Raw genomic sequence first — 20,467 nt, 5'->3', positions numbered from 1 at the left:
TATGAACAAAATTGCTTACGGCGGAATTACTAACGTTTCAAAATATCTGATGGAGAAATATGGGGAAAAAGGGGTTCTCGTAAAGAGAGGACGCCAGGTTGTTATGAACCATCAGTCAATGGCAACAATAAGCGGGCGAGTAACTAGAAACTGTTCAGTTGTGGCAGTTACCAGAGTGGTGGACTATTACAGGAAGAGAAACGGGATAGAGAGCATCCCCTCTGACATCAAAGAACTCTACAAATTTGTGGAAGAGGTGGCAGAGGCCTATGGCTACAAGGATGAAAGGGGCACCTACCCTATCTTTATCGCGGGTATCACCAGGGAAGTTTTTAAGCACTATGGCGTAAAGGCCAGATGCAGAGGTGTTTATATCTGGAGCTTTGAGAAGGATGTGGTAAAAGAAATATCTAATTCAAGGCCGGTTATCATGAACATCGCAAGGGGCTATTACAAGGAGCACACAATTGTGGTCTGTGGCTACAGCATCTGGAAGGTTGGCGACAAGCTCTATCCTATGCTTAGAGTTATCGATGGCTGGAAGAGCGGTTACCATTACGTGGATTACGAGGCCTTTGCCAAGGATATTTCCCAGTCCATATTTGGCTCTTTCAACACCACACATATTGTTTGATCTTAATGAGGAATAGCGGTGAAAAAGAGAACTACAGTAATCGTAATAATATGTGCAGTATTGTGCGTCGTTATTGCAGGGGTACTTCTTCTTGGTAAAAACGAACCTGTCAATAATTCACGACGTGACGGCGCAGTGGTGAGCGTAGATGGAGACGCGGACTTAGAGGGACTTGACGGGAGCCTTTCTGCTTCAGAGGATAGGAGCAGGGTTTATGTGCCACCGGCAGATGACTCCAATATGCTGACAGAATCAGTGATAGTTTCGGATGCCACCAGGGCACTTTCTGAGAATGTTGAGAGTGTAAGGACCATTACCCTTCCTGAGGCGGTGACTATTGCTGATGGCGATGTGGCGGCCTTTTATGGGAATGCTGACTTTGAGGATGTGGTTCCTGTTGATGCCGCAACCTTTAATAAAACTGATATTCCAAGTAAATATGATTCTAGAAATGTGGACGGAAACTGCTATGTGACTGCGGTGGAGGATCAGGGCTACAGCTATCTGTGCTGGAGCTTTGCCTGCATGGGAGCCATAGAGAGTGATATTCTGGTTCACAATCCAAATATTTCATATAAGGATCTTGATCTGTCAGAGAAGCATCTTGCTTACTACAACATGCACAGGGCAGAGGGATCCGCCAATTCCTACATTGATGATGATTACAGAGAGCTTGTAAATGCCGACGGCTATGAGAACGCCTGGGTTGTGGATAATGACACGGGATACATCGCAATGGGTGGTGTAACGGACTTTTGCCTGAGCATATTAACAGCTTGGAAGGGACCTGTTCCTGAGCTTGGAACGGACAAGTTTGTAAGTGTTTATGGTGAGAGTTATCTGTTTTCTGATAATAAAGAAGTGCCCTCAGATGCCTACGCCAGCGTTTATCATATCCAGGATGTGGGCGAATTTGTAGCTTCCCTTGATAACAACGCACTGATCAAGCAGATGGTAATGGAACACGGTGCAGTAACCGTGGGAGTTAACGCAGATAACAAGTACTGGAAGAGCCACAGTAAGACCCTTTATTCATCCTTTGGAGGCGAGAACGCCCCTACTGCCAACCACGAAGTACTTATTGTTGGATGGGATGATGACTATGCTGCTTCTAACTTTTCCGCAACACCTCCAGGAAATGGAGCCTGGATCTGTAAGAACAGCTGGGGAACCAGTAGCGGAGAGAATGGTTACTTCTATCTTTCCTATTATGATGAGACCACCAATGGCAGCAATGCTGCATATTATAACGCAGTAAGTGAAGGGGCAGAGGACTACTACGATTGTAACTATCAGGTAGCTGGCTTTATCACTAATGTGGAGAGCTCTCTGGATGATTCACTTAATAGCGTATATGCCTTTACCAAGTCAGCCAACCCTTACGGAGTTCTGTATACTGCAGGCGGCAACGAGAATTTGGACGCTGTGGGCTTCATGGCATTGGATTCCTATCAGCAGTACAAGATCTGCATATATATCAATCCAGAGGTTAAGGACGGATCCATTGTATTAAACACCCTGCCTGAGCCGGCACTTTGCCAGAAGGTCTCAGCAATAAGCGGAGGTTACCATAGCTTCCAGCTGGAAAAAGAAATAAAGCTTTCCAAGGACGATACCTTCCTGGTAATTGTTAATCCGGAAACCAAAGGGCGACTCGTTTACGAAAAAGCGTCAACCAATACCAGCCAGGCCAACTTCGATGAATGGAGTAATCTTACTGGTAATGTCTATAACAATTATGTGGCCAGTGGCTGTAGCTATTATATTTCAGAGGATGCAAAGGAACTGATAAGACAGGATGATAAGGATTTCTTCCTTAAAGCATACACCAAAAAAAGAGACGATTAGGGGTTCGTCTCTTTTTTTGTTTCACAAGATTTTTTGGGAGGAGGGCTGTTTAATGGGGAGTTAAACAGCCCAGGTATGAAAAAAGTTTTGTTGGGGGAGTGAGAATTTTATTCTCACTAAATATATCGGTGGGGTTATGAAAAACTTAACTATATTCCGAGAATATTTTTCATGAAATAATGTACGAAAAATCGTCAACATTATTGTGCAACATAGTCAGAACAGACGTTTGAACTTTTTCATAAAGTGTGTTATATTGTGTTTAGAAACATAGAAAGGCACAATATATGGCTAAGAAAGAAATTGAAGTTAATGAAATAAGTACAACAGACAAGCTTAAGGCCTTTAAGGCTCTTAAGGAGGCAGGCTATACCGTTGAATTTAACGGAAGCGGTGTTCCAACAGTTATCGTTAAGAATCCTGATGACATCAAGGGTGAGATCAAGAAGGTTAAGAAGATTCTTTCTTCACTGAGATATACCGGAAGCTTTGGCGTTCGCAGCATCAGGAAGAATGATCAGGTATCTGGCGATATGAGACCAGCATCTACCATGATGGATGACACAGAGGATACACAGATTATTGAAGAGACCGTTTCTGAAACAGAGGACGGACAGGCTATCCCAGCATAACCTAATAAAAGGCAAAAAGAAAACACCTCTTTGAGGTGTTAATTTTTGGGAGGAGGGGTCGACCAGTGGGGAGCCGATCGACCCGGTATGAAAAAAGTTTTGTTGGGGGAGTCAGAAGTTTTGTACTTCTGATATGTTATAGTTTACTCACAAAATATGGACAAAAAATGGACGGTTTATAAAATAAGCATAAATTAAATCGAAATATAAAATAACTTGTGACGATATATAGTTAATATTTTTGTCTATGATATAATTATAATAGATATTTGTCAAGAACCGTTAATTGCGTTAAATAGCACATGTAGCATGGATAAAGGAGCTTCCTATGGATAGATTCACTAAAGATCATGGAGTAGTGCTTAGTCGATTAACAACAGGAGATTGCGCTGCAGCTGCTGCCAGAGCCGCTGCGGCTAATTTGATTTTTAGAATTGATTTTGAGGATGTTCCTATTACCCATTCTTCCGGCAGTAGAACAATCCTTGTTTCTAAAGTGAGTGAGAACTGTAATAACGACAGTTCTGAATACTATTCAGTTATGGAGGGTGGCACAGCCCCTGATATCAGGGAAAAGGCTGAGATTCATGCCACTGTTTCAAGAATTCACGATCTGTCTATACTTAACGATAAAGTGATAATTGATTCCAGAAATGGTAATCTTTTCCTTACTGGAGGAGAGGGCATCGGAACAGTTCAGGCTTCAGGAAATGGCATGATTGCTGGAGAAGCCCATATTGAGAAAGATGCAAGGAAGCTTATATTTGATGCTGTTATGGATGTATGCGATGCATCAGATGGTGCACAGCTTCTTCTTATCACCATCAGCTGTCCTCAGGGTATGATGATAGCTGCCAGCAACACCATGGGGCAGGCTGTTTTTACTGGCGGAATCCCTATCATGGGAGAATATGGCAAGACACCAAGAGTTCACCAGAGAGATATTACCCATTCAATCAGGAATCAGATCATGAGACAGATTGGTTATGGAGTTAAGAGTATTCTTGTAGCTCCTGGTAATTACTGTGCAGATAAGATCAGGGAGACTATTCATGTTCCTCTTACAACAGCAGTCAGATGCTACAACTTCCCTGGTTATGCCATAGATATGGCATCAGAAGAGGGCATTGAGAATCTTCTTCTTGTGGGCAATGTGGGTAAGCTTGTTAAGCTCGCCGCAGGTATTATGAATACTAATTCCTACGCTTCTGACGGCAGAAGGGAAATCTTTGCTTCCCATACAGCCCTTGTTGGCGGAACAGCCAGTCAGGTCAGAACTGTTATGAAATGTACCACCTGTGAAGAAATTTTAGCTCTTTTAGACGCCTGGGGACTTAGGGATAGGGTTATGAGTAGTATTATGACTGCAATCCACGATTCTGTACGTAGGCGTAGTAATGGCAAGATCAGGTTTGGAGTAGCTCTTTTCTCAGAAGAGTTTGGTCTCCTTGGCCAGACCATAGATACAAGAAATGTTCTTGTAAAGGTTTCACAGGACCAATTTGCATTGTCACATAAGGTAAAATAAGGTACTATATTATAGATATAAAAGTTTTAGGAGATAATTGGGGAAATGAGTAAGATAATTTTGACCGGAGATCGTCCTACGGGCAAGCTCCATGTAGGACACTACGTAGGCTCTCTTAGAAGAAGAGTTGAGCTTCAGAATTCGGGGGAATTCGACAAGATCTTTATTATGATTGCCGATGCTCAGGCGCTTACAGATAATTTTGATAATCCTGAGAAGGTTAGGCAGAATATCATAGAAGTTGCGCTGGACTATTTGGCTGTTGGCCTTGATCCAGCTAAGTCTAATCTCTTTATACAGTCACAGATTTCAGAGCTTACTGAGCTCTCATTTTACTATATGAATCTTGTAACTGTTTCCAGACTTCAGAGAAATCCTACTGTTAAGACTGAAATTCAGATGAGAAATTTTGAGAGCAGCATTCCTGTTGGATTCTTTACATATCCAATCAGTCAGGCTGCCGATATTACTGCGTTTAAGGCTACAACTGTTCCTGCAGGTGAGGACCAGGAGCCTATGATCGAGCAGTGTAAAGAGATCGTTAGAAAGTTTAATTCAATCTATGGTGAAGCTTTGGTTGAGCCACAGATTCTTTTACCAGATAATGCAGCATGTCTGCGTCTTCCTGGTATTGATGGAAAGGCTAAGATGAGTAAGTCTCTTGGCAACTGCATTTACCTTTCAGAGGAGCCAGAGTCTATTCAGAAGAAGGTTATGAGCATGTTCACAGATCCTAACCACCTTAGAGTTGAGGATCCAGGCCAGGTTGAGGGTAATCCGGTATTCATTTATCTTGATGCCTTTGCCAAGGATGAGCATTTTGCTGAGTTTGCTCCAGATTACAAGAACCTTCAGGAGATGAAGGACCACTATTCAAGAGGTGGCCTTGGAGACGTTAAGGTTAAGAGATTCCTTAACAACGTACTTCAGACTGAGCTTGAGCCTATCCGCAATAGAAGAAAAGAGTTCCAGAAGGATATTCCATATGTTTACGAGGTTCTCAAGAAGGGAACTGAGGTTGCCAGAGAAATGGCAGCTGATACTCTTTCAGATGTTAAGAATGCAATGAAGATCAATTATTTCGATGATAAAGAACTGATTAGTATGCAATCTGCAAAATATGAGGAGACATTAAACTAATGAAAAACATCCTATTCGTAGCTTCAGAAGGCGTACCTTTTATCAAGACCGGCGGACTTGCTGACGTTGTCGGCTCTCTTCCTAAGGAAATTGATAAGAGATATTTTGATGTAAGAGTTGTACTACCTTTGTACAAGTGCATTAACCAGCAGATGAAGGACAAGATGGAGTATGTATCTAACTTCTACATGGACTTCCACTGGAAAAATGAGTACGTTGGAATATTTAAGGCTGAGGTAGATGGGATTAAGTACTATTTCATTGATAATGAGTTCTATTTCAATGGAATGAAGCCTTATGGTGACGATGTTTTATTTGAGATTGAGAGATTTGCTTTCTTTTCAAAGGCAGCTCTTTCTATCTTACCCGTTATAGAGTTTAGACCTGATATTATCCACTGCCACGACTGGCAGACAGGCCTTGTTCCTGTTTATCTCAAGGAGAGATTCCAGGGCAGCGAGTTCTACAGAGGAATTAAGGCTGTTATGACAATTCATAACCTTAAGTTCCAGGGTAAGTGGGATATCAAGGCGGTTCAGGATATAACAGGACTTCCTGATTACTATTTCACACCTGATAAATTGGGCCTTTTCAAGGATGCCAATCTGTTAAAGGGTGGAATCGTTTATGCAGATGCCATTACTACTGTAAGTAGGGCATATGCTGAAGAGATTAAGACCAAGTTCTATGGTGAAGAGCTTGATGGCCTTTTAAGAGCCAGAGCTGGCGATCTTAGAGGTATTGTAAATGGTATAGACTACGATGAGTTTAACCCTGAGACGGATAAGTACATTCCTTATCAGTACAATGCTATCAATTTCCGTAAGGAGAAGGTTAAGAATAAGAGAGCCCTTCAAAAAGAGCTGGGACTTAAGGAAGATGACAAGATCATGATGATCGGTATTGTATCAAGACTTACCGACCAGAAGGGCTTCGACCTTATTAACTATGTATTGGATGAGCTGTGTCAGGACGCCGTTCAGCTGGTGGTTCTTGGTACAGGTTCTGAGCAATATGAGAATTCCTTCCGTCACTTTGACTGGAAGTATAATGACAAGGTTTCTGCCAATATTTACTATTCAGAGCCTATGTCACATAAGATTTATGCAGCATCTGATGTGTTCCTGATGCCTTCACTGTTTGAGCCTTGTGGACTTTCACAGCTCATGGCTCTTAGGTATGGTACAATACCTATCGTAAGACAGACAGGCGGACTTATCGATACTGTAGAACCTTACAACAAGTTTGAGAGCACTGGTACAGGCTTTGGATTCCTTAATTACAATGCCCACGAGATGCTTGGAACCATCCGAGAGGCTGAGCATGTATACTATGATCAGAAGCGCGAGTGGAACAAGATGATCGACCGTGCCATGGCAGTAGACTTTTCCTGGAAGGTTTCTGCTGAGAAATATCAGGAGATGTACGACTGGTTAAGACCATAAGGTTACTGAATTATGTAATTGATTTGATGGAATAAGTTTTCCTAGGAGAACTTATTCCATTATTTAGGATTTTGATTTAATGGGTATAAACGAAGATAACAAAAATAAAAAAAGTGGATTATTAGTCCAGGCTGGAATACTTGCTGCGGCAGGTTTCATCAGCAGAATAATTGGCTTATTATATAGAAGCCCACTGGCAGCTATTATTGGAGATGAAGGTAATGGTTACTATGCTGCGGCTTACAATATTTATTCTATAGTTCTTTTAATATCTTCATATAGCATTCCATCTGCTATGTCCAAGATTATTTCTCAGAAGCTGGCTCTTAAGCAGTACAAGAACGCGCATTTGATCTTTAAGAAGGCTCTTATCTACGTTTCAATTGTAGGCGGAATAGGAAGCCTTGTGCTCTTTTTGGGAGCTGATTTGTTTGTAACAGGGCGAAGTGCTGTTGTTCTTAGATTCTTTGCACCTACAATCTTTGTATTTGGATTCCTTGGTGTCCTTAGAGGCTATTTCCAGGCCCACAGGACCATGATTCCTACATCAATTTCACAGCTTATAGAACAGATATTAAACGCTATTGTCAGCGTTGGAGGAGCTTTCATTCTTACCAGAATGGTGGGAGAGGCTGAGGAACTTAAATCTCAAAGAGCTATGTACGGAGCTATTGGTAGCAGTTTGGGAACAGGCTCCGGAGTTTTGATAGCTCTTTTGTTCATGCTGTTCGTATACTATGTGAACAGGAATATCATTAAGAGAAATGTAGAAAGAGATATGTCTACACCTTTGACGAATAGTGAAATCTACCGAGAGATCCTTACAGTGGTTACACCATTCATCATCAGTACCTTTATCTACAATTTCTCATCCACATTTAACTACGGAATCTTTAGCCGAATGATGATGGGACTTAAAAGTATGGAAGAGTCCGCCATGTCTGAGTTATATGGCGTGTTTAGTAGTAAGTCTATCGTTATTACAACACTTCCTATCTCTATGGCCAGTGCGGTGGCTAGTGCCATGATTCCGGAGGTGTCTACATCCTTTGCTACTGGCGATTCCAAGCAGACAGGAAGCATTGTATCAAGGGTTATAAGGATTATTCTTATGATCTCTATTCCTTGTTGTGTTGGACTATTTGCCTTGGCTAAGCCTGTGGTTACTATATTGTTCCCACAGAAGCAGTCCATTGATCTTGCAGGTAATTTGCTGATGCTCCTTGCTGTAACGGTTATCTTTTATTCCCTTTCCACAGTGACCAATGCTGTACTTCAGGGAATAGGTAGTATCTATGCACCTGTTCGTAATGCGGCTATTGCTTTGGTTTTCCAGGCTGCTGTCCTTGTGATCTTGCTTAAATGGACTGATCTTGGAGTCTATGCCCTTGCAATTGTGGCTATAGTGTACTCATTCCTTATGTGCCTACTTAATAATGCAGATATGAGAAAAAAGCTTACACTTGAATTTGACCTTATGAAGACCTATGTACTTCCTGGAATATCATCGGTTGTAATGGGAGTTGTTGCATATTTGGTTCATTTGCTTATAAACATGCTTCTTGTAAATACAATGGGAGGCTTCTATTTCCCTAACCTGATTGCAACCATGTTTGCAGTCATCATAGCCTCTATCGTTTATTTTGTAGTACTTATCAAATCTGGCGGAGCAACTGAGGAAGATATTCGCAGATTCCCAAAGGGAGCTTCACTGGTTCGTTTATTTAAGAAAACTAAGATATTGAAATAAAGGGAGAATATCATGAAAAAGATTGCACTTAAAAAGTACACAGATTTTATTGTAAAAGAGACAACAGATCTTTTAAACATTGATTCACCTACAGGCTATACAGAAGAGGCTGCAGCCTGGGTTAAGAAGGAGTTTGAAAAGCTTGGATTCAAGGCTACTCTTACCACAAAGGGCGGTGTAGTTGTTGATTTTGGCGGAAAGAACAAGAAGGACGGACTTCTTCTTGAAGCCCATGTGGATACCCTTGGCGGAATGGTGGCTACCATTAAGTCTAATGGTCGTCTTCAGCTTACTAACCTTGGCGGAATGAATCCTAACAACGCAGAAACAGAGAATGTCCGCGTTGTTACTAAGTTTGATGGAATCTATGAGGGAACATTCCAGCTTAATAATGCATCAATCCATGTAAATGGCGATTATAACGATACAAAGAGAGAGTGGGATACCTGCGAGGTGGTTCTTGATGAGGATGTTAAGTCCAAAGAGGACACAGAAAAGCTTGGAATCTCAGTTGGAGATATTGTATGCTTCGAGCCTAATGTTCGCGTAACTAAGAGCGGATATATCAAATCAAGATTCCTTGATGATAAGCTCAGTGTGGGAATTCTTCTTGGACTTGGTAAGTACATTAAGGATAATAAGATCACTCCTAAGAGAGCTCTTTATGCTCATATTACAGTATTTGAGGAGGTTGGCCACGGCGGATGCGGAAGTGTACCAGAGGGCTGTACTGAGGCAATTTCTGTAGATATGGGATGTGTTGGCGAAGGCCTTACATGTACTGAGAAGCAGGTGTCTATCTGTGCTAAGGATTCTGGTGGCCCTTACAGCTACGAGATCGTTAAGGGTCTTGTGGCAGCTGCCAAGGAAAGTGGTGCAGATTACGCAGTGGATATCTATCCTCACTACGGAAGTGATGTTGAGGCAACACTTCGCTCCGGTAATGATCTTAAGCACGGACTTATCGGCGCTGGTGTCTACGCTTCCCATGGCTACGAGAGAAGCCACCGCGACGGCGCAGAAAGTACACTCAGACTTCTCATTGCCTACGCGCTTTAATTCTAAATAACGACATAAAGTGGTCCCTTGGGGATGGGACCTTGGCTTTACCAATACTCGCGTTTCCTCGTCGTGACTTTTATCAGCTCATACCAGAAAAATGTCTCATCTCATGTTATTCGGAACACTCGACATTTTTCTGGTATTTTGCTGTAAAACTCATCGACTCGTGCAAATGTCTCGTATTGATAAAGCCAAGGCACCATCCCCAAGGGACCACTTTATGCCACTACATACTTCTTAAGCGCTAAGCAAGAAGAAGCGCTTCATTACTCATCAATAAGTGTAAGAGATGAGATGTCAGGCGCGATGGCCATGGAGTAGTTGGTGTAGTAGACTACGAAGCCAGGCTTTGAGCCGTTTGGCTTTTTCACATCCTTACGTTTTAAATAGTCGATTTCGACTTTTTCCTGCATCTTTCCTTTGGAGTAGTAGGCTGCCAGGGCAGCGGCTTCTTCGAAGGCTCTGTCTGGGACTTCCTGACCTTTGGTTAAAAGAACTACGTGGGAGCCAGGGATCTTTTTGGCGTGGAACCACCAGTCGCCTCCATTAGCTACCTTAAAGGTCAGCTCGTCGTTCTGGATATTGTTCTTTCCTACATAGATATCAAAGCCGTCGCTGGAGCGATAGTGGATAGGCTTACTTGTTATCTTTTCTTTGCGGCCGTTTTTACCTGTTCCAGCAGATTTGATATAGCCTGACTGATGGAGCTCCTGTCTTATCTGTGCAAGGTCTGCTTCTTCCTTGGCAATATCAAGGGCATTCTGGATTGACTCAAGCTGTTCAATAGCTTCGGAAACTTCCTTCATCTGCTCTGTAAGTGCTTCTTCAGTTCTTTTAAGCTTGGTGTATTTATCATAGTATTTCTTGGCGTTCTGGCTGATGGAGATAGTAGGATCGATGGTGATTGTCACATCTTTTCCTGTGTTGTAGTCGTTAACTGTAATCTTCTCAGCCCCAGGCTCAGCGCCGTAGCCATAGACGGTTAAGAGCTCGCCGTAGGTCTTGTATTTATCTTTTTTCTCAGAGTCTTTAAGCTGTTTGAGCTGAAGGTCGTATTTACGGACATTCCTCTCAAGGGCTGTCTGGACAATCTTTCGTAAGTCTACAGATTTCTGACGGATTCTTGTGTAGACGTTCTTTTCAGAATAGTAATTCACAATAAGCTCAGAAATTGTGGACTGAGGTGCGATCTCAAGGTCATTTCCGCCGTTTTCATAAAGAGTAAGTGGAATACTGGAGTATTCCTTAGGAGCGCCGCTTTCATAGATGATAACCGGTGAAAAAGATCCCTCTTTTACCAGGTTCATAACGTTATCAAAGGCGCGATAAATCTTGATGGATTCATCAGTATCAAGGGCGATTGCAGACTTATCTGAATCAAGACCGGCTCTATAGCAGATTTCCTGAGCAATAATTGGTGAAAGACCTGTATAGCTTGAGTAGATAGCCTTGAAAAGAGGCATTCCCTTACTAAGAACGCAGGATGAAAACTCATCTGCTGTGGTAGTAAGAGGATTAGCCTTATCCTGGGAAGGAATGAAGTATTCTCTTCCTGGAAGAACCTCTCTTACAGAGCTTACAGAAGCTGGGATATGCTTGATGGAGTCAATGATCATGTTGTCTTCATCGGTGAAGATGATGTTACTGTATTTACCCATGATCTCGATGAGAAGGACCTTGTGACGAAGATCACCCATTTCATCAAGGTGTTCAATCTCAAATCTGATGATACGCTCGAGGCCGCCTGGCTGAGTGATAGATGTGATGCGGCCGTTCTGGATATGCTTTCTTAAAAGCATGCAGAAGTTAGGGGCAGTCATAGGAGACTGCTTGCTCTCATCTGATAAATAAACCAGTGGAAGAGAAGCGTCTGCAGACAGAACCAGCTTCATCTGCTTAATGCCATATTTATCGATTGCTTCATAGGAGAGTTTAACGGTGATAAAGAGCTCGTCGCTTTCAGTCTGGGCAATCTTATAGATGCGGCCGCCAGTAAGGTAGTCGCTAAAATCCTTTGTTAAATTTGCAATTGTGATTCCATCAAATGCCATTGGATGTGTTTCCTTTCAGGTAGTGGCTATTCGGAGGGGATTTCTGATTTCTCCGGCTATATTGCTTGTGGATGCTCACGTTTCCTCGTCGTGACTTTCATAAGCTCATAGAAGAAAAAAGTCTCATTTCATGCTTATTCAGAACACTCGACTTTTTTCTTCTATTTCACTTTGAAACTCATCGACTCGTGCAAATGCTTCGCATCCACAAGCAATATAGCCGGAGAAATGCAGAAATCATCTCGTGAGTATACATATAAATGAATGGAAAACTTATTTAGTTCCTATTGATATACGATACAGTTTAATCTTTCTTAGTAAATATTTAGCAACGATATAGATTGTAAGGCAAATGCCAAGAGTGTAGCCAGCAGATATAAATGCAAAACCTTCCTGCTTGTAAGGGAGTTTCTTCATTACAAATATCAGCATCATGTGAATAAGGTAGATGTCTAGTGTGTAATTGCCAATATCTGCCAAAGGCTTTGCAAGTGGCGTATGTCCCAGGATCCTTGCCAAAAGATATATTGCCATTATTCCAAGAAATCCAAGGATTACCAGAAATAGCTCTTTTACTAGGATATTCTTATCAAGGTAGCCAAGGTCAAAACCGTAGAAAAGGCCGTCCTTAGTATAGAGACCAGCGTAGAGGTAGGTCATGTAGCCCCAAAGGCCTGCACAGATGGCACTTGGAATGAACTTGCCCAGCTTAAACTTAGGAATATTGCCATTTCCAAAGAGATATCCGATCACAAGGAATGGATAGAGCCATTTAATCTTCCACATCATGAAGTATTCTGTGCGACAGAACATTACAAGAAGGGCCCAGATTACGGTGTTTAGCGCGATGAGAAGGTATACATTATAGCGTCCCAACATGTAAATAAGCGCGAACAAAAGCTCAGCAATAAAGAGCTGAATCAAAAACCAGACGCTTCTTGAATTGATGAAGATGTTATAGGCTTCGTTTATCAGCTGGCTTTTAGGTATTGTCTTAAATGTAGCTATTATCAGTAGTGCATTGGCGGCAAAGGAGATGGCAGACCATATAACATAAGGGATAAATAGTCTTAATGTCTTTTTCCAAGCAAATTCGCCAAGGTTGTACTTAGATAGCTCCTTTCCAATAAATAAGCCGCTTGCGAAGTAGAAGACTGGCATGTGGACATAGCTTATGTAACCGGAAGTAATGCCGGCTACGTTGTACAGAACGTGTCCCCAGACCACCATAAATACTGCAAGGGTCTTTAAAATATCAATTTCTTTGTTTCTTGAATTTCCATTTTTACTCATAGTAAGTAGCATAATACAAATCCCTGGCTATTTCAAACACAGAAAGATCAAAAGGGCATACACCTGGAATCCACTACAGAAGCCGAATGAGAATAAAATTATAGGTATTTTGAAAATAAGTATTGTAAACGCTTACATTTCTGTGGTATAACAATATCTAAAGGAAATAATACCGTTTATTTTTGTAAGCGGTTTCAGTAGGAGGAAGGTAATGGAAGCATTAAACTATGAAGTACTTGAGAAATCAGGGTATGAGGGGTACATACTTAAGGATGCGCCAGTGAAGGTTCTTCAGTTTGGAGAGGGTAATTTCCTTCGTGCATTCGTTGATTACTTTTTTGATATCAGCAATGAAAAGGCTGGCTTTAACGGCAAGGTAGCTTTGGTTCAGCCTATTTCCATGGGACTTACTGAGCTTATCAACAAGCAGGAAGGTCTCTATACACTTTATCTTCGCGGAAGCGAGAATGGACAGAAGGTAGATGCTAAGCGCGTTATCTCTGCAGTTAACGAGTGCCTTAACCCATATGATAAGGCAGGCTTTGACAGAATGATGGAGATTGCAGCAAGCGACGATCTGGATATCATCGCATCTAACACCACAGAGGCAGGAATTGCCTATGATCCAGAGTGCAAGTTTGAAGATGTTCCAGCAAATTCCTTCCCTGGTAAGCTTACACAGGTTCTTTATACAAGATTTAAGGCAGGTAAGAAGGGCGTTGTAGTTCTTTCCTGCGAGCTTATTGATAATAATGGAAAAGAGCTTCTTAAGTGTGTCAACCAGTACATCGACCAGTGGAATCTTGGAGAGGATTTCAAGACTTGGGTGAATAACGACAATATCTTTTGCTCTACTCTTGTAGATAGAATTGTTCCTGGTAGAATCCGTGATGCCAAGGAAGTTGAGAAGCTTGAAGAGGAGAACGGATACCACGATGAGCTTATCGACGTAGGCGAGATCTTTGGTGTTTGGATCATTGAGGGACCTAAGGAGCTGGAGGACAGACTTCCATTTAAGAAGGCTGGTGTTAACGTTCACGTTGTTCCTGATGTTATGCCTTACAAACACCGTAAGGTCCGCATCCTTAACGGCGCCCACACAGGCTTTGTGCTTGGCGCATATCTTGCAGGCTTTGATATTGTTCGCGACTGCATGCACGATGAGACAGTTGCTGGCTTCATGAACAAGATGCTTAGCGAAGAGGTTATCCCAACTCTTGTTGATCACCTTGATGAGAACGACCTTAACGAGTTCGCAGCTGCAGTTAAGGACCGTTTCAATAACCCATTCGTTAACCACGAGCTTATGTCCATTTCACTTAACTCAACAAGTAAGTGGAAGGCTAGAAATATGCCATCCTTCCTTCAGTATATTGATAAGAACGGCAGGCTTCCAGAATGCCTTACAATGTCTCTGGCTGCTTACATCGCCTTCTATTCTAATGATATTCAGGAACTTACAGATGCAGGCCTTGTATGTAAGAGACCAGCAGGCAACACCTATACTGTAAGCGATGACAGATGGGCTCTTGAGTTCTTCAATGACCACAAGGCTGACTCTGAAGAGGAGCTAGTAAAGGCTGTTCTTGGCAACGAGAACATGTGGGATCAGGACCTTAACAAGATCGAAGGCCTTACTGACAAGGTGGTAAAAGATCTTAAGCTTATCCGCACAGAGGGCGCTAAGAAGGCATATGCTTCCTGCCTGTGATAGCTGTCTTAAAATAACAAAATGAGTGAAGAGTAAAGAGACTAGCGTTAAGCTATACCTATTTTGAATTAAGGGGACTGGCATCAAAGTGTAAGTGCACTATTTCGCAGAAAGGCAATGGGTCGAGATGTTTGCTTATTGCACCAAGTGGGAACAGACTTGCATTTCATAAACCTCACAATTATCGTTACTTTCAGGAGTATGCAGTAAAAGATATAATTGCTTTTCTGAGAAAGGAGGGGCTGATTTGAGCAATACGATTACTAATGTCCTTGAATACAAAGGTTTTATAGGGAGTATTGAAGCTGATACTGAAGCAGATATTTTATATGGCCATGTGCAGAACTTGAAGAATCCTAATGATATTGTTTCTTATGAAGGGGAGACAATAAAGGAACTTAAAGAAGATTTTCGAGACGCTATAGATGATTATTTAGCTAGCTTCGAAGACGAATCTTCAAAAGAAAATTGATATATTTTTTCCAAAGCTCACGTACTTCGTGAGCTTTTTTTCTGCCCATTTGTTAGGTACAATAGTAGTGAAGACTTACATCTAAGTTTAAGCATAAGGGGGGAATTACAAATGGGGAAAAGTAGTACTGACAGGCGCAATATCTGGTGCTTTCCACTGGGTACAGTGGGAAGGGACATGGTTTATGTCATTGTTTCCAACTTTCTTTTGACGTATATCATGTTTACAAGGGAGCTTACTAATGGACAGCTTGGAGCAATCACAGCAATAATGGTGGCTGCCAGAATATTTGATGCGTTAAATGACCCGATTATGGGTAATATCATAGAGTGCACCAGAACAAAGTGGGGTAAATTTAAGCCCTGGCTGGTGGCAGGTGCCATATCCACATCCCTTGTTATAGCATTTTTATTTAATACAAAGCTTCAGGGATGGGCCTTTATAACAGCTTTTGGAATTGCGTACTTTGCATTTTCCATAACCTATACCATGAACGACATTTCATATTGGGGCATGATCCCTGCTCTTTCAAGGGATAGTGGAGCCAGGGATGCCATTACATCAAGAGCTACACTGTTTGCCGGAATAGGAAACGGCCTTGCCAGCGTGGTTATACCGGTATTTACCACAGGAGCCATGGCAATTGGAGGCAACACCCAGTCAAGCTACGGCATAATGGCCATCATTATTGGCATACTGTCACCGTTGTTCCTTTTATTTACAGTTCTTTTTGTAAAAGAGAACAGAGATGACATGAAGACTAAGCCGGCGCCGGTTTCTCTTAAGAAAATTCTTAAGACCATCACCGGCAATGACCAGCTGGTGTGGATATCCGTATGCTTCCTTATTCAGGAGACAGGCAGCATGATAATTGCCGGAGGCCTGGGCTCAACTTACATCTATTTTACCTATGGATATAAAGGCGGCCTTTATTCTACATTTACTCTTGTAGGCATGTCAGCTACGGCATTTCTCATGATCTTTTACCCGGTAATTGCAGGTAAGCTCGGCAGAAAGAAGCTTATGGGATGGCTGCTGATCCTGTCTGTGGCAGGATACGCCATGATGCTGGTATCCCCTAAGATTGGATTCTGGCTTCTGGTAATTGGCTTTATGTGTGCAAGCTTTGGCCAGTACGGCTACTACCTTATTATGATGATCTCCATTATCAATACCGTGGAGTACAACGAATACAAATTTGGAACCAGAGATGAAGCAATAATTGCCAGCTTAAGGCCCTTTTTAACCAAGCTTTCATCGGCTCTTATAGTAATGATCACATCAGGATCCTACATGCTTTTTGGAATCACTCAGTTCACCAACAAGATCTCATACTTTGAGAACCTGGCTTCAAAGGGGGCAATAACAGAGGATCAGAAGCTTGAGGAGATCGATAAAGTCCTGGCAACAGTGGATGGAGGCAAGTCTACAGGAATATTGCTGGTAATGGTTATCTTATCACTGATTTTAATGGCGGTTTCCTACTTTATTTATAAAAAGAAATACACTCTGGACGAGGAAGAGTACAAGAGAATCTGTAAGGAAATTGATGACAGGAACCATTGAGGATACCGGGCCCTTGGGATAGGGCAGCAATGATTAAATTCAATACACTCAAGGATGTCTTGTTCCTTGGTATAGCTTCAACGAAATAAATTGAAAAAGGTATTACACGTTCATATTTTTTCTGCTATAATCATCCCTTGTTGCAAACATTTATATTGAAGATGTAAAGCTGGTAACATTGGAAACGCACACCATTTGGTGATAACGAACAACACGCTTAGGATCTTCCCCGGTATCATGAAAGGAGAAGAAAGCGTGTTACCACAGAATAAATTTCAGGATGTTATTTTTACTATTTTCATGGCATTTGTCATGGTCTATGCAATGATCTGCTACAATATTTCACTTAATGTTGGTGGAATGCAGAACTTTGTGTTTGTTGCTGCATTTAAGGAGATGCTGATCATGTGGCCTATAGCCATCGTGCTTGAGCTTTTGTTTGTTGGAAAGCTTGCACAGAAGCTGGCTTTTAGATTTGTCACACCAGGTAAGGATCCTATGATCATGATAGTCCTTGCAATCTCAGCTATGTCAGTATGCCTTATGTGCCCACTTATGAGCCTTGTTGCTACTATCCTTTTTAAGAATGCTGGATTAGAGTTTGTAGCAGTGTGGCTTCAGACTACAGTATTTAACTTCCCAATGGCCCTTTGCTGGCAGATCTTTTTCGCAGGCCCACTTGTGAGAAATGTATTTGGATTCTTTGTTAAGACCTTTGGCAAGAAGAATAAATGATAAAAGAACTATTATCGGAATGCCTGTGCTTATGCATGGGCATTCTTTTTTATTCAATTCCCATAGAACTTGCGTCTTTAGTATGATACAGTATTGAAATAGATTAACCTAAGCGAAAGAAGGCACACTATGAGAATTGAAAAAGTAACTACAAACGACGCCAAAGAGCTCCTTTCAATCTATGCTCCTTACGTTACAGATACCGCAATCACTTTCGAGTACGAGGTTCCAAGTCTCGAAGAGTTCACAGGCAGGATCATCAATATTTCCAGCAAATTTCCATATATCAAAGCAGTGGATGATAACGGCACTATCTTAGGCTATGCCTATGCTTCAAGCTTTAAGGGAAGAGCAGCCTACGACTGGTCCGTGGAGATGACTGTTTATGTTGCTAAGGACAAGAGGCAAACGGGTGTGGGAACGGCTCTTTATGACGCTCTTGAGGAGTCTCTTAAGAACATGGGAATCCTTAATGCCAACGCCTGCATAGCTTTCCTTGGGGAGGGAAAGACAGATGAGCATCTTACAGATGACAGCTTCTATTTCCACGATAAAAGAGGTTACAAGCTGGTGGGAACCTTCCATGACAGCGGCTTTAAGTTCGGTACCTGGTACGATATGATCTGGATGGAGAAGATGCTTGGCGAGCACAGTAATACTCCAGAAAAAGTACAATTTGGACAGTGGACAATATAAATAAAAATATAGCCACGTCTCATGGTATAATGAATATTAGCTACACAATTTGCGAAATATAGTTTTTATATAATTATCCGATTGCATTAAAACACATCACACCACAGGGGGATTTTATGGACAAAATTATGGAAAAAAAGGCCTTGCAGGCTGCAATCTGCTACGAGGATCTGACTAACAGGCTGGATATTCATCCAGATGTCGCAATGAGCTTTTGCATGGATGAAGATCGCAAGCAGCAGCTTAAAAAGGCATGTCAAAGCCATAATCCATTTCCTGGCCTATTAAAGCCAGTTCTTTTATCACTTCGTAAAAAAGCTGTCAAAAAGCTCTACAAGGATGAGAAAGTCCTTCAGACAGGGCCTGCGGCAGCGATCCTTGCTCTGGATGGAGCACTTATTCATGAATTTGGAAATTTAAGAGGCAATAAGAAGTCTGAGAAGACTCTTTATTGTGATGTGGACCTTGCGGGCCTTCAGGTAATCCGCCTTTATATGAGTGCCTACGAGGGTAACAAGGAGTTTATCAAGTCAAGATATACCTCCGCTATGCGTGTTGATAATGCGCTAAACGGCTCTTTTTACAAATATAAAACCCAGGATGGCAGGAAGTTCTCTGCCCACGTCTACTATGAATCTCAGAAAAAGATAATGATGGATACCCTTGGAATTACCAAGGATCCAGATAAATTCGTATTCACATCTCTGCCATTCGATAAGATTACCACTAAGAAGGCAGTTAAGAAGTGGGATGCCCTTGCACTGGAGGAGGAGACCTTTAAGAACGGCGCCTGCGGATGCATGCTTCGCACAAGAGAAGAGTGGGAGGCATCAGAAGTTGGTAAGGCAGTGTGCGACATGCCACTGGTTCGCGTTAAGAAGGTTTCTGACGGCCTTAAGAAGAAATTCGGTAAGTTCGATAAGAGACAGGGCCCACTTTCCGGCGTTAAGGTTCTTGACCTTACCCACATCATCGCTGGTCCTGCCTGCACAAGACTTCTTGCAGAGGGCGGTGCCGATGTTCTTATGGTAAGAAGAGGAGATTTCGTACATCAGGAGCAGGCTATGCTTGAGCTTGATGGATGGGCTGGTAAGAACAGCATTCAGCTTGATTTCAACGTGCCAGAACAGCTTGAGAGGGCAAAAGAGCTGATTAAGGAAGCGGACGTTGTGGTTTGCTCCTATCAGAACGGAGCTCTGGATAAATTTGGATTATCAGAAGAGGATATTCACAGAATCAATCAGAACGTTATCTATGCCAACATGGTGTGCTTCTCAGATTCAGTTTGGAAGGAAAGACCAGGCTGGGCGCCATGTGCTGAGGATATCACAGGACTTAGCGTACGAAATGGCTCTTTAAAGCATCCTGTTAACCTTAACGGCGTGCCACTTGATTACATTCCAGGGATGATCCTGTTTGCAGGAATCATGAAGGCGCTTAAGGAGCAGGTTCTTGAGGGTGGAAGCTATACAGTTACAGGGTCTCTTACAAGAGGAGGCTATTGGCTCCACGAGTGTACAGACCTTTGGCTTGACAGAATCTCAGACCCTAAGGGACTTAAGATTGATGGAAATCTCATGGCCAGAAAGGTTTCTCCTAAGTGTATGAAGGATCCTTTCGTTAAGATAGAGGGAACAGCCGTAGGAACGGTTTATTTCCCAGCACCGGCTACAAGTATCGGAACAGGCATCAATCAGTACAGAACCGACAATATGCGCTTTTTAGATGGCCGAAGCGGATTCAGAAAATCTTCTGATGAAAACGCTTCCGATGAAGGCTCAAAGGGTAAGAGCAAGAAATCAAAGAAAAATAAGTAAGATAGCTCTTTTGAAAACTGGTCAAGTGATGATAGTTTCTATGTGCTATAATAACTGTATATGTCGGTAGACATAAATTTGTTATAA

Annotated in this window: 16 protein-coding genes; 14 read left to right on the top strand and 2 right to left on the bottom strand. The window is 42.1% G+C overall.

Features of this window, described 5'->3' with window-relative positions; translation table 11 throughout:
- Position 1: 1 nt before the first annotated feature.
- From T541_RS20675 to T541_RS0108280, 8 genes are all read left to right on the top strand, one after another.
- On the top strand, positions 2-634 hold the full coding sequence (locus tag T541_RS20675; RefSeq protein WP_051538161.1) for a C39 family peptidase: 633 nt from the start codon (positions 2-4) through the stop codon (positions 632-634).
- Positions 635-652: 18 nt separating this feature from the next.
- Positions 653-2,482, top strand: coding sequence for a C1 family peptidase (locus T541_RS0108310; protein WP_026652282.1), 1,830 nt, complete (start codon positions 653-655; stop codon positions 2,480-2,482).
- A 287-nt stretch (positions 2,483-2,769) separates the two neighbouring features.
- Positions 2,770-3,114 carry a hypothetical protein gene (locus T541_RS0108305; RefSeq protein ID WP_026652281.1) on the top strand — a complete coding sequence of 115 codons (345 nt, stop codon included), beginning with the start codon at positions 2,770-2,772 and terminating at the stop codon, positions 3,112-3,114.
- A 328-nt stretch (positions 3,115-3,442) separates the two neighbouring features.
- Positions 3,443-4,642: a cobalt-precorrin-5B (C(1))-methyltransferase CbiD gene (cbiD, locus tag T541_RS0108300; protein ID WP_026652280.1), complete on the top strand. Its 1,200-nt coding sequence runs from the start codon at positions 3,443-3,445 to the stop codon at positions 4,640-4,642.
- 45 nt (positions 4,643-4,687) lie between these two features.
- Positions 4,688-5,782 (top strand): tryptophan--tRNA ligase, encoded by a 1,095-nt coding sequence (trpS, locus tag T541_RS0108295; protein WP_026652279.1) that lies wholly within the window; start codon positions 4,688-4,690, stop codon positions 5,780-5,782.
- Complete coding sequence (glgA, locus tag T541_RS0108290; protein WP_026652278.1) at positions 5,782-7,227, top strand: glycogen synthase GlgA; 1,446 nt, start codon at positions 5,782-5,784, stop codon at positions 7,225-7,227. Before trpS ends, glgA begins: the two co-directional genes overlap by 1 nt.
- Before the next feature lie 79 nt (positions 7,228-7,306).
- Entirely contained in the window at positions 7,307-8,977 is a 1,671-nt protein-coding gene (locus tag T541_RS0108285) for a putative polysaccharide biosynthesis protein (protein WP_026652277.1), read from the top strand.
- A gap of 12 nt (positions 8,978-8,989) precedes the next feature.
- On the top strand, positions 8,990-10,036 hold the full coding sequence (locus T541_RS0108280) for a M42 family metallopeptidase (RefSeq protein WP_034466498.1): 1,047 nt from the start codon (positions 8,990-8,992) through the stop codon (positions 10,034-10,036).
- 269 nt (positions 10,037-10,305) lie between these two features.
- On the opposite strand, the gene T541_RS0108275 is transcribed toward T541_RS0108280, so the two are convergent.
- A complete protein-coding gene (locus T541_RS0108275; RefSeq protein ID WP_026652274.1) occupies positions 10,306-12,090 on the bottom strand; it encodes an Rqc2 family fibronectin-binding protein in 1,785 nt (594 codons plus the stop codon).
- 273 nt (positions 12,091-12,363) lie between these two features.
- Positions 12,364-13,395, bottom strand: coding sequence for an acyltransferase family protein (locus T541_RS0108270; RefSeq protein ID WP_026652273.1), 1,032 nt, complete (start codon positions 13,393-13,395; stop codon positions 12,364-12,366).
- Positions 13,396-13,594: 199 nt separating this feature from the next.
- Here T541_RS0108270 and T541_RS0108265 point away from each other — a divergent pair, with 199 nt between their 5' ends.
- The 6 genes from T541_RS0108265 (at position 13,595) to T541_RS0108240 (ending at position 20,380) form a co-directional block, all read left to right on the top strand.
- Positions 13,595-15,094: a tagaturonate reductase gene (locus tag T541_RS0108265; protein WP_026652272.1), complete on the top strand. Its 1,500-nt coding sequence runs from the start codon at positions 13,595-13,597 to the stop codon at positions 15,092-15,094.
- A 247-nt stretch (positions 15,095-15,341) separates the two neighbouring features.
- Positions 15,342-15,566 carry an antitoxin HicB gene (locus T541_RS19190; protein ID WP_197025156.1) on the top strand — a complete coding sequence of 75 codons (225 nt, stop codon included), beginning with the start codon at positions 15,342-15,344 and terminating at the stop codon, positions 15,564-15,566.
- 111 nt (positions 15,567-15,677) lie between these two features.
- A complete protein-coding gene (locus T541_RS0108255) occupies positions 15,678-17,132 on the top strand; it encodes an MFS transporter (protein ID WP_026652271.1) in 1,455 nt (484 codons plus the stop codon).
- Between the two features lie 237 nt (positions 17,133-17,369).
- Positions 17,370-17,867, top strand: a complete 498-nt coding sequence (locus T541_RS0108250) for a DUF2798 domain-containing protein (RefSeq protein ID WP_034466494.1) — start codon at positions 17,370-17,372, stop codon at positions 17,865-17,867.
- 129 nt (positions 17,868-17,996) lie between these two features.
- Positions 17,997-18,563, top strand: a complete 567-nt coding sequence (locus tag T541_RS0108245; RefSeq protein ID WP_026652269.1) for a GNAT family N-acetyltransferase — start codon at positions 17,997-17,999, stop codon at positions 18,561-18,563.
- Positions 18,564-18,679: 116 nt separating this feature from the next.
- Positions 18,680-20,380 carry a CoA transferase gene (locus T541_RS0108240; RefSeq protein ID WP_026652268.1) on the top strand — a complete coding sequence of 567 codons (1,701 nt, stop codon included), beginning with the start codon at positions 18,680-18,682 and terminating at the stop codon, positions 20,378-20,380.
- The last annotated feature ends 87 nt before the right edge of the window (positions 20,381-20,467 follow it).

Origin of the sequence: Butyrivibrio proteoclasticus P6B7 (assembly GCF_000622085.1) — a bacterium.
GTDB classification, from domain to species: Bacteria; Bacillota; Clostridia; order Lachnospirales; family Lachnospiraceae; genus Butyrivibrio; species Butyrivibrio proteoclasticus_A.
The sequence above is the reverse complement of the archived record's forward strand: the minus strand, read 5'-3'. Positions and strand labels throughout refer to the sequence as shown.

Excerpts from the sequence above, each read along its gene's own strand:
- T541_RS20675 (WP_051538161.1), top strand. The coding sequence starts at position 2 with ATGAACAAAATTGCTTACGGCGGAATTACTAACGTTTCAAAATATCTG.
- T541_RS0108305 (WP_026652281.1), top strand. The coding sequence starts at position 2,770 with ATGGCTAAGAAAGAAATTGAAGTTAATGAAATAAGTACAACAGACAAG.
- cbiD (WP_026652280.1), top strand. The coding sequence starts at position 3,443 with ATGGATAGATTCACTAAAGATCATGGAGTAGTGCTTAGTCGATTAACA.
- trpS (WP_026652279.1), top strand. The coding sequence starts at position 4,688 with ATGAGTAAGATAATTTTGACCGGAGATCGTCCTACGGGCAAGCTCCAT.
- glgA (WP_026652278.1), top strand. The coding sequence starts at position 5,782 with ATGAAAAACATCCTATTCGTAGCTTCAGAAGGCGTACCTTTTATCAAG.
- T541_RS0108285 (WP_026652277.1), top strand. The coding sequence starts at position 7,307 with ATGGGTATAAACGAAGATAACAAAAATAAAAAAAGTGGATTATTAGTC.
- T541_RS0108280 (WP_034466498.1), top strand. The coding sequence starts at position 8,990 with ATGAAAAAGATTGCACTTAAAAAGTACACAGATTTTATTGTAAAAGAG.
- T541_RS0108275 (WP_026652274.1), bottom strand. The coding sequence starts at position 12,090 with ATGGCATTTGATGGAATCACAATTGCAAATTTAACAAAGGATTTTAGC.
- T541_RS0108270 (WP_026652273.1), bottom strand. The coding sequence starts at position 13,395 with ATGCTACTTACTATGAGTAAAAATGGAAATTCAAGAAACAAAGAAATT.
- T541_RS0108265 (WP_026652272.1), top strand. The coding sequence starts at position 13,595 with ATGGAAGCATTAAACTATGAAGTACTTGAGAAATCAGGGTATGAGGGG.
- T541_RS0108255 (WP_026652271.1), top strand. The coding sequence starts at position 15,678 with ATGGGGAAAAGTAGTACTGACAGGCGCAATATCTGGTGCTTTCCACTG.
- T541_RS0108250 (WP_034466494.1), top strand. The coding sequence starts at position 17,370 with ATGAAAGGAGAAGAAAGCGTGTTACCACAGAATAAATTTCAGGATGTT.
- T541_RS0108245 (WP_026652269.1), top strand. The coding sequence starts at position 17,997 with ATGAGAATTGAAAAAGTAACTACAAACGACGCCAAAGAGCTCCTTTCA.
- T541_RS0108240 (WP_026652268.1), top strand. The coding sequence starts at position 18,680 with ATGGACAAAATTATGGAAAAAAAGGCCTTGCAGGCTGCAATCTGCTAC.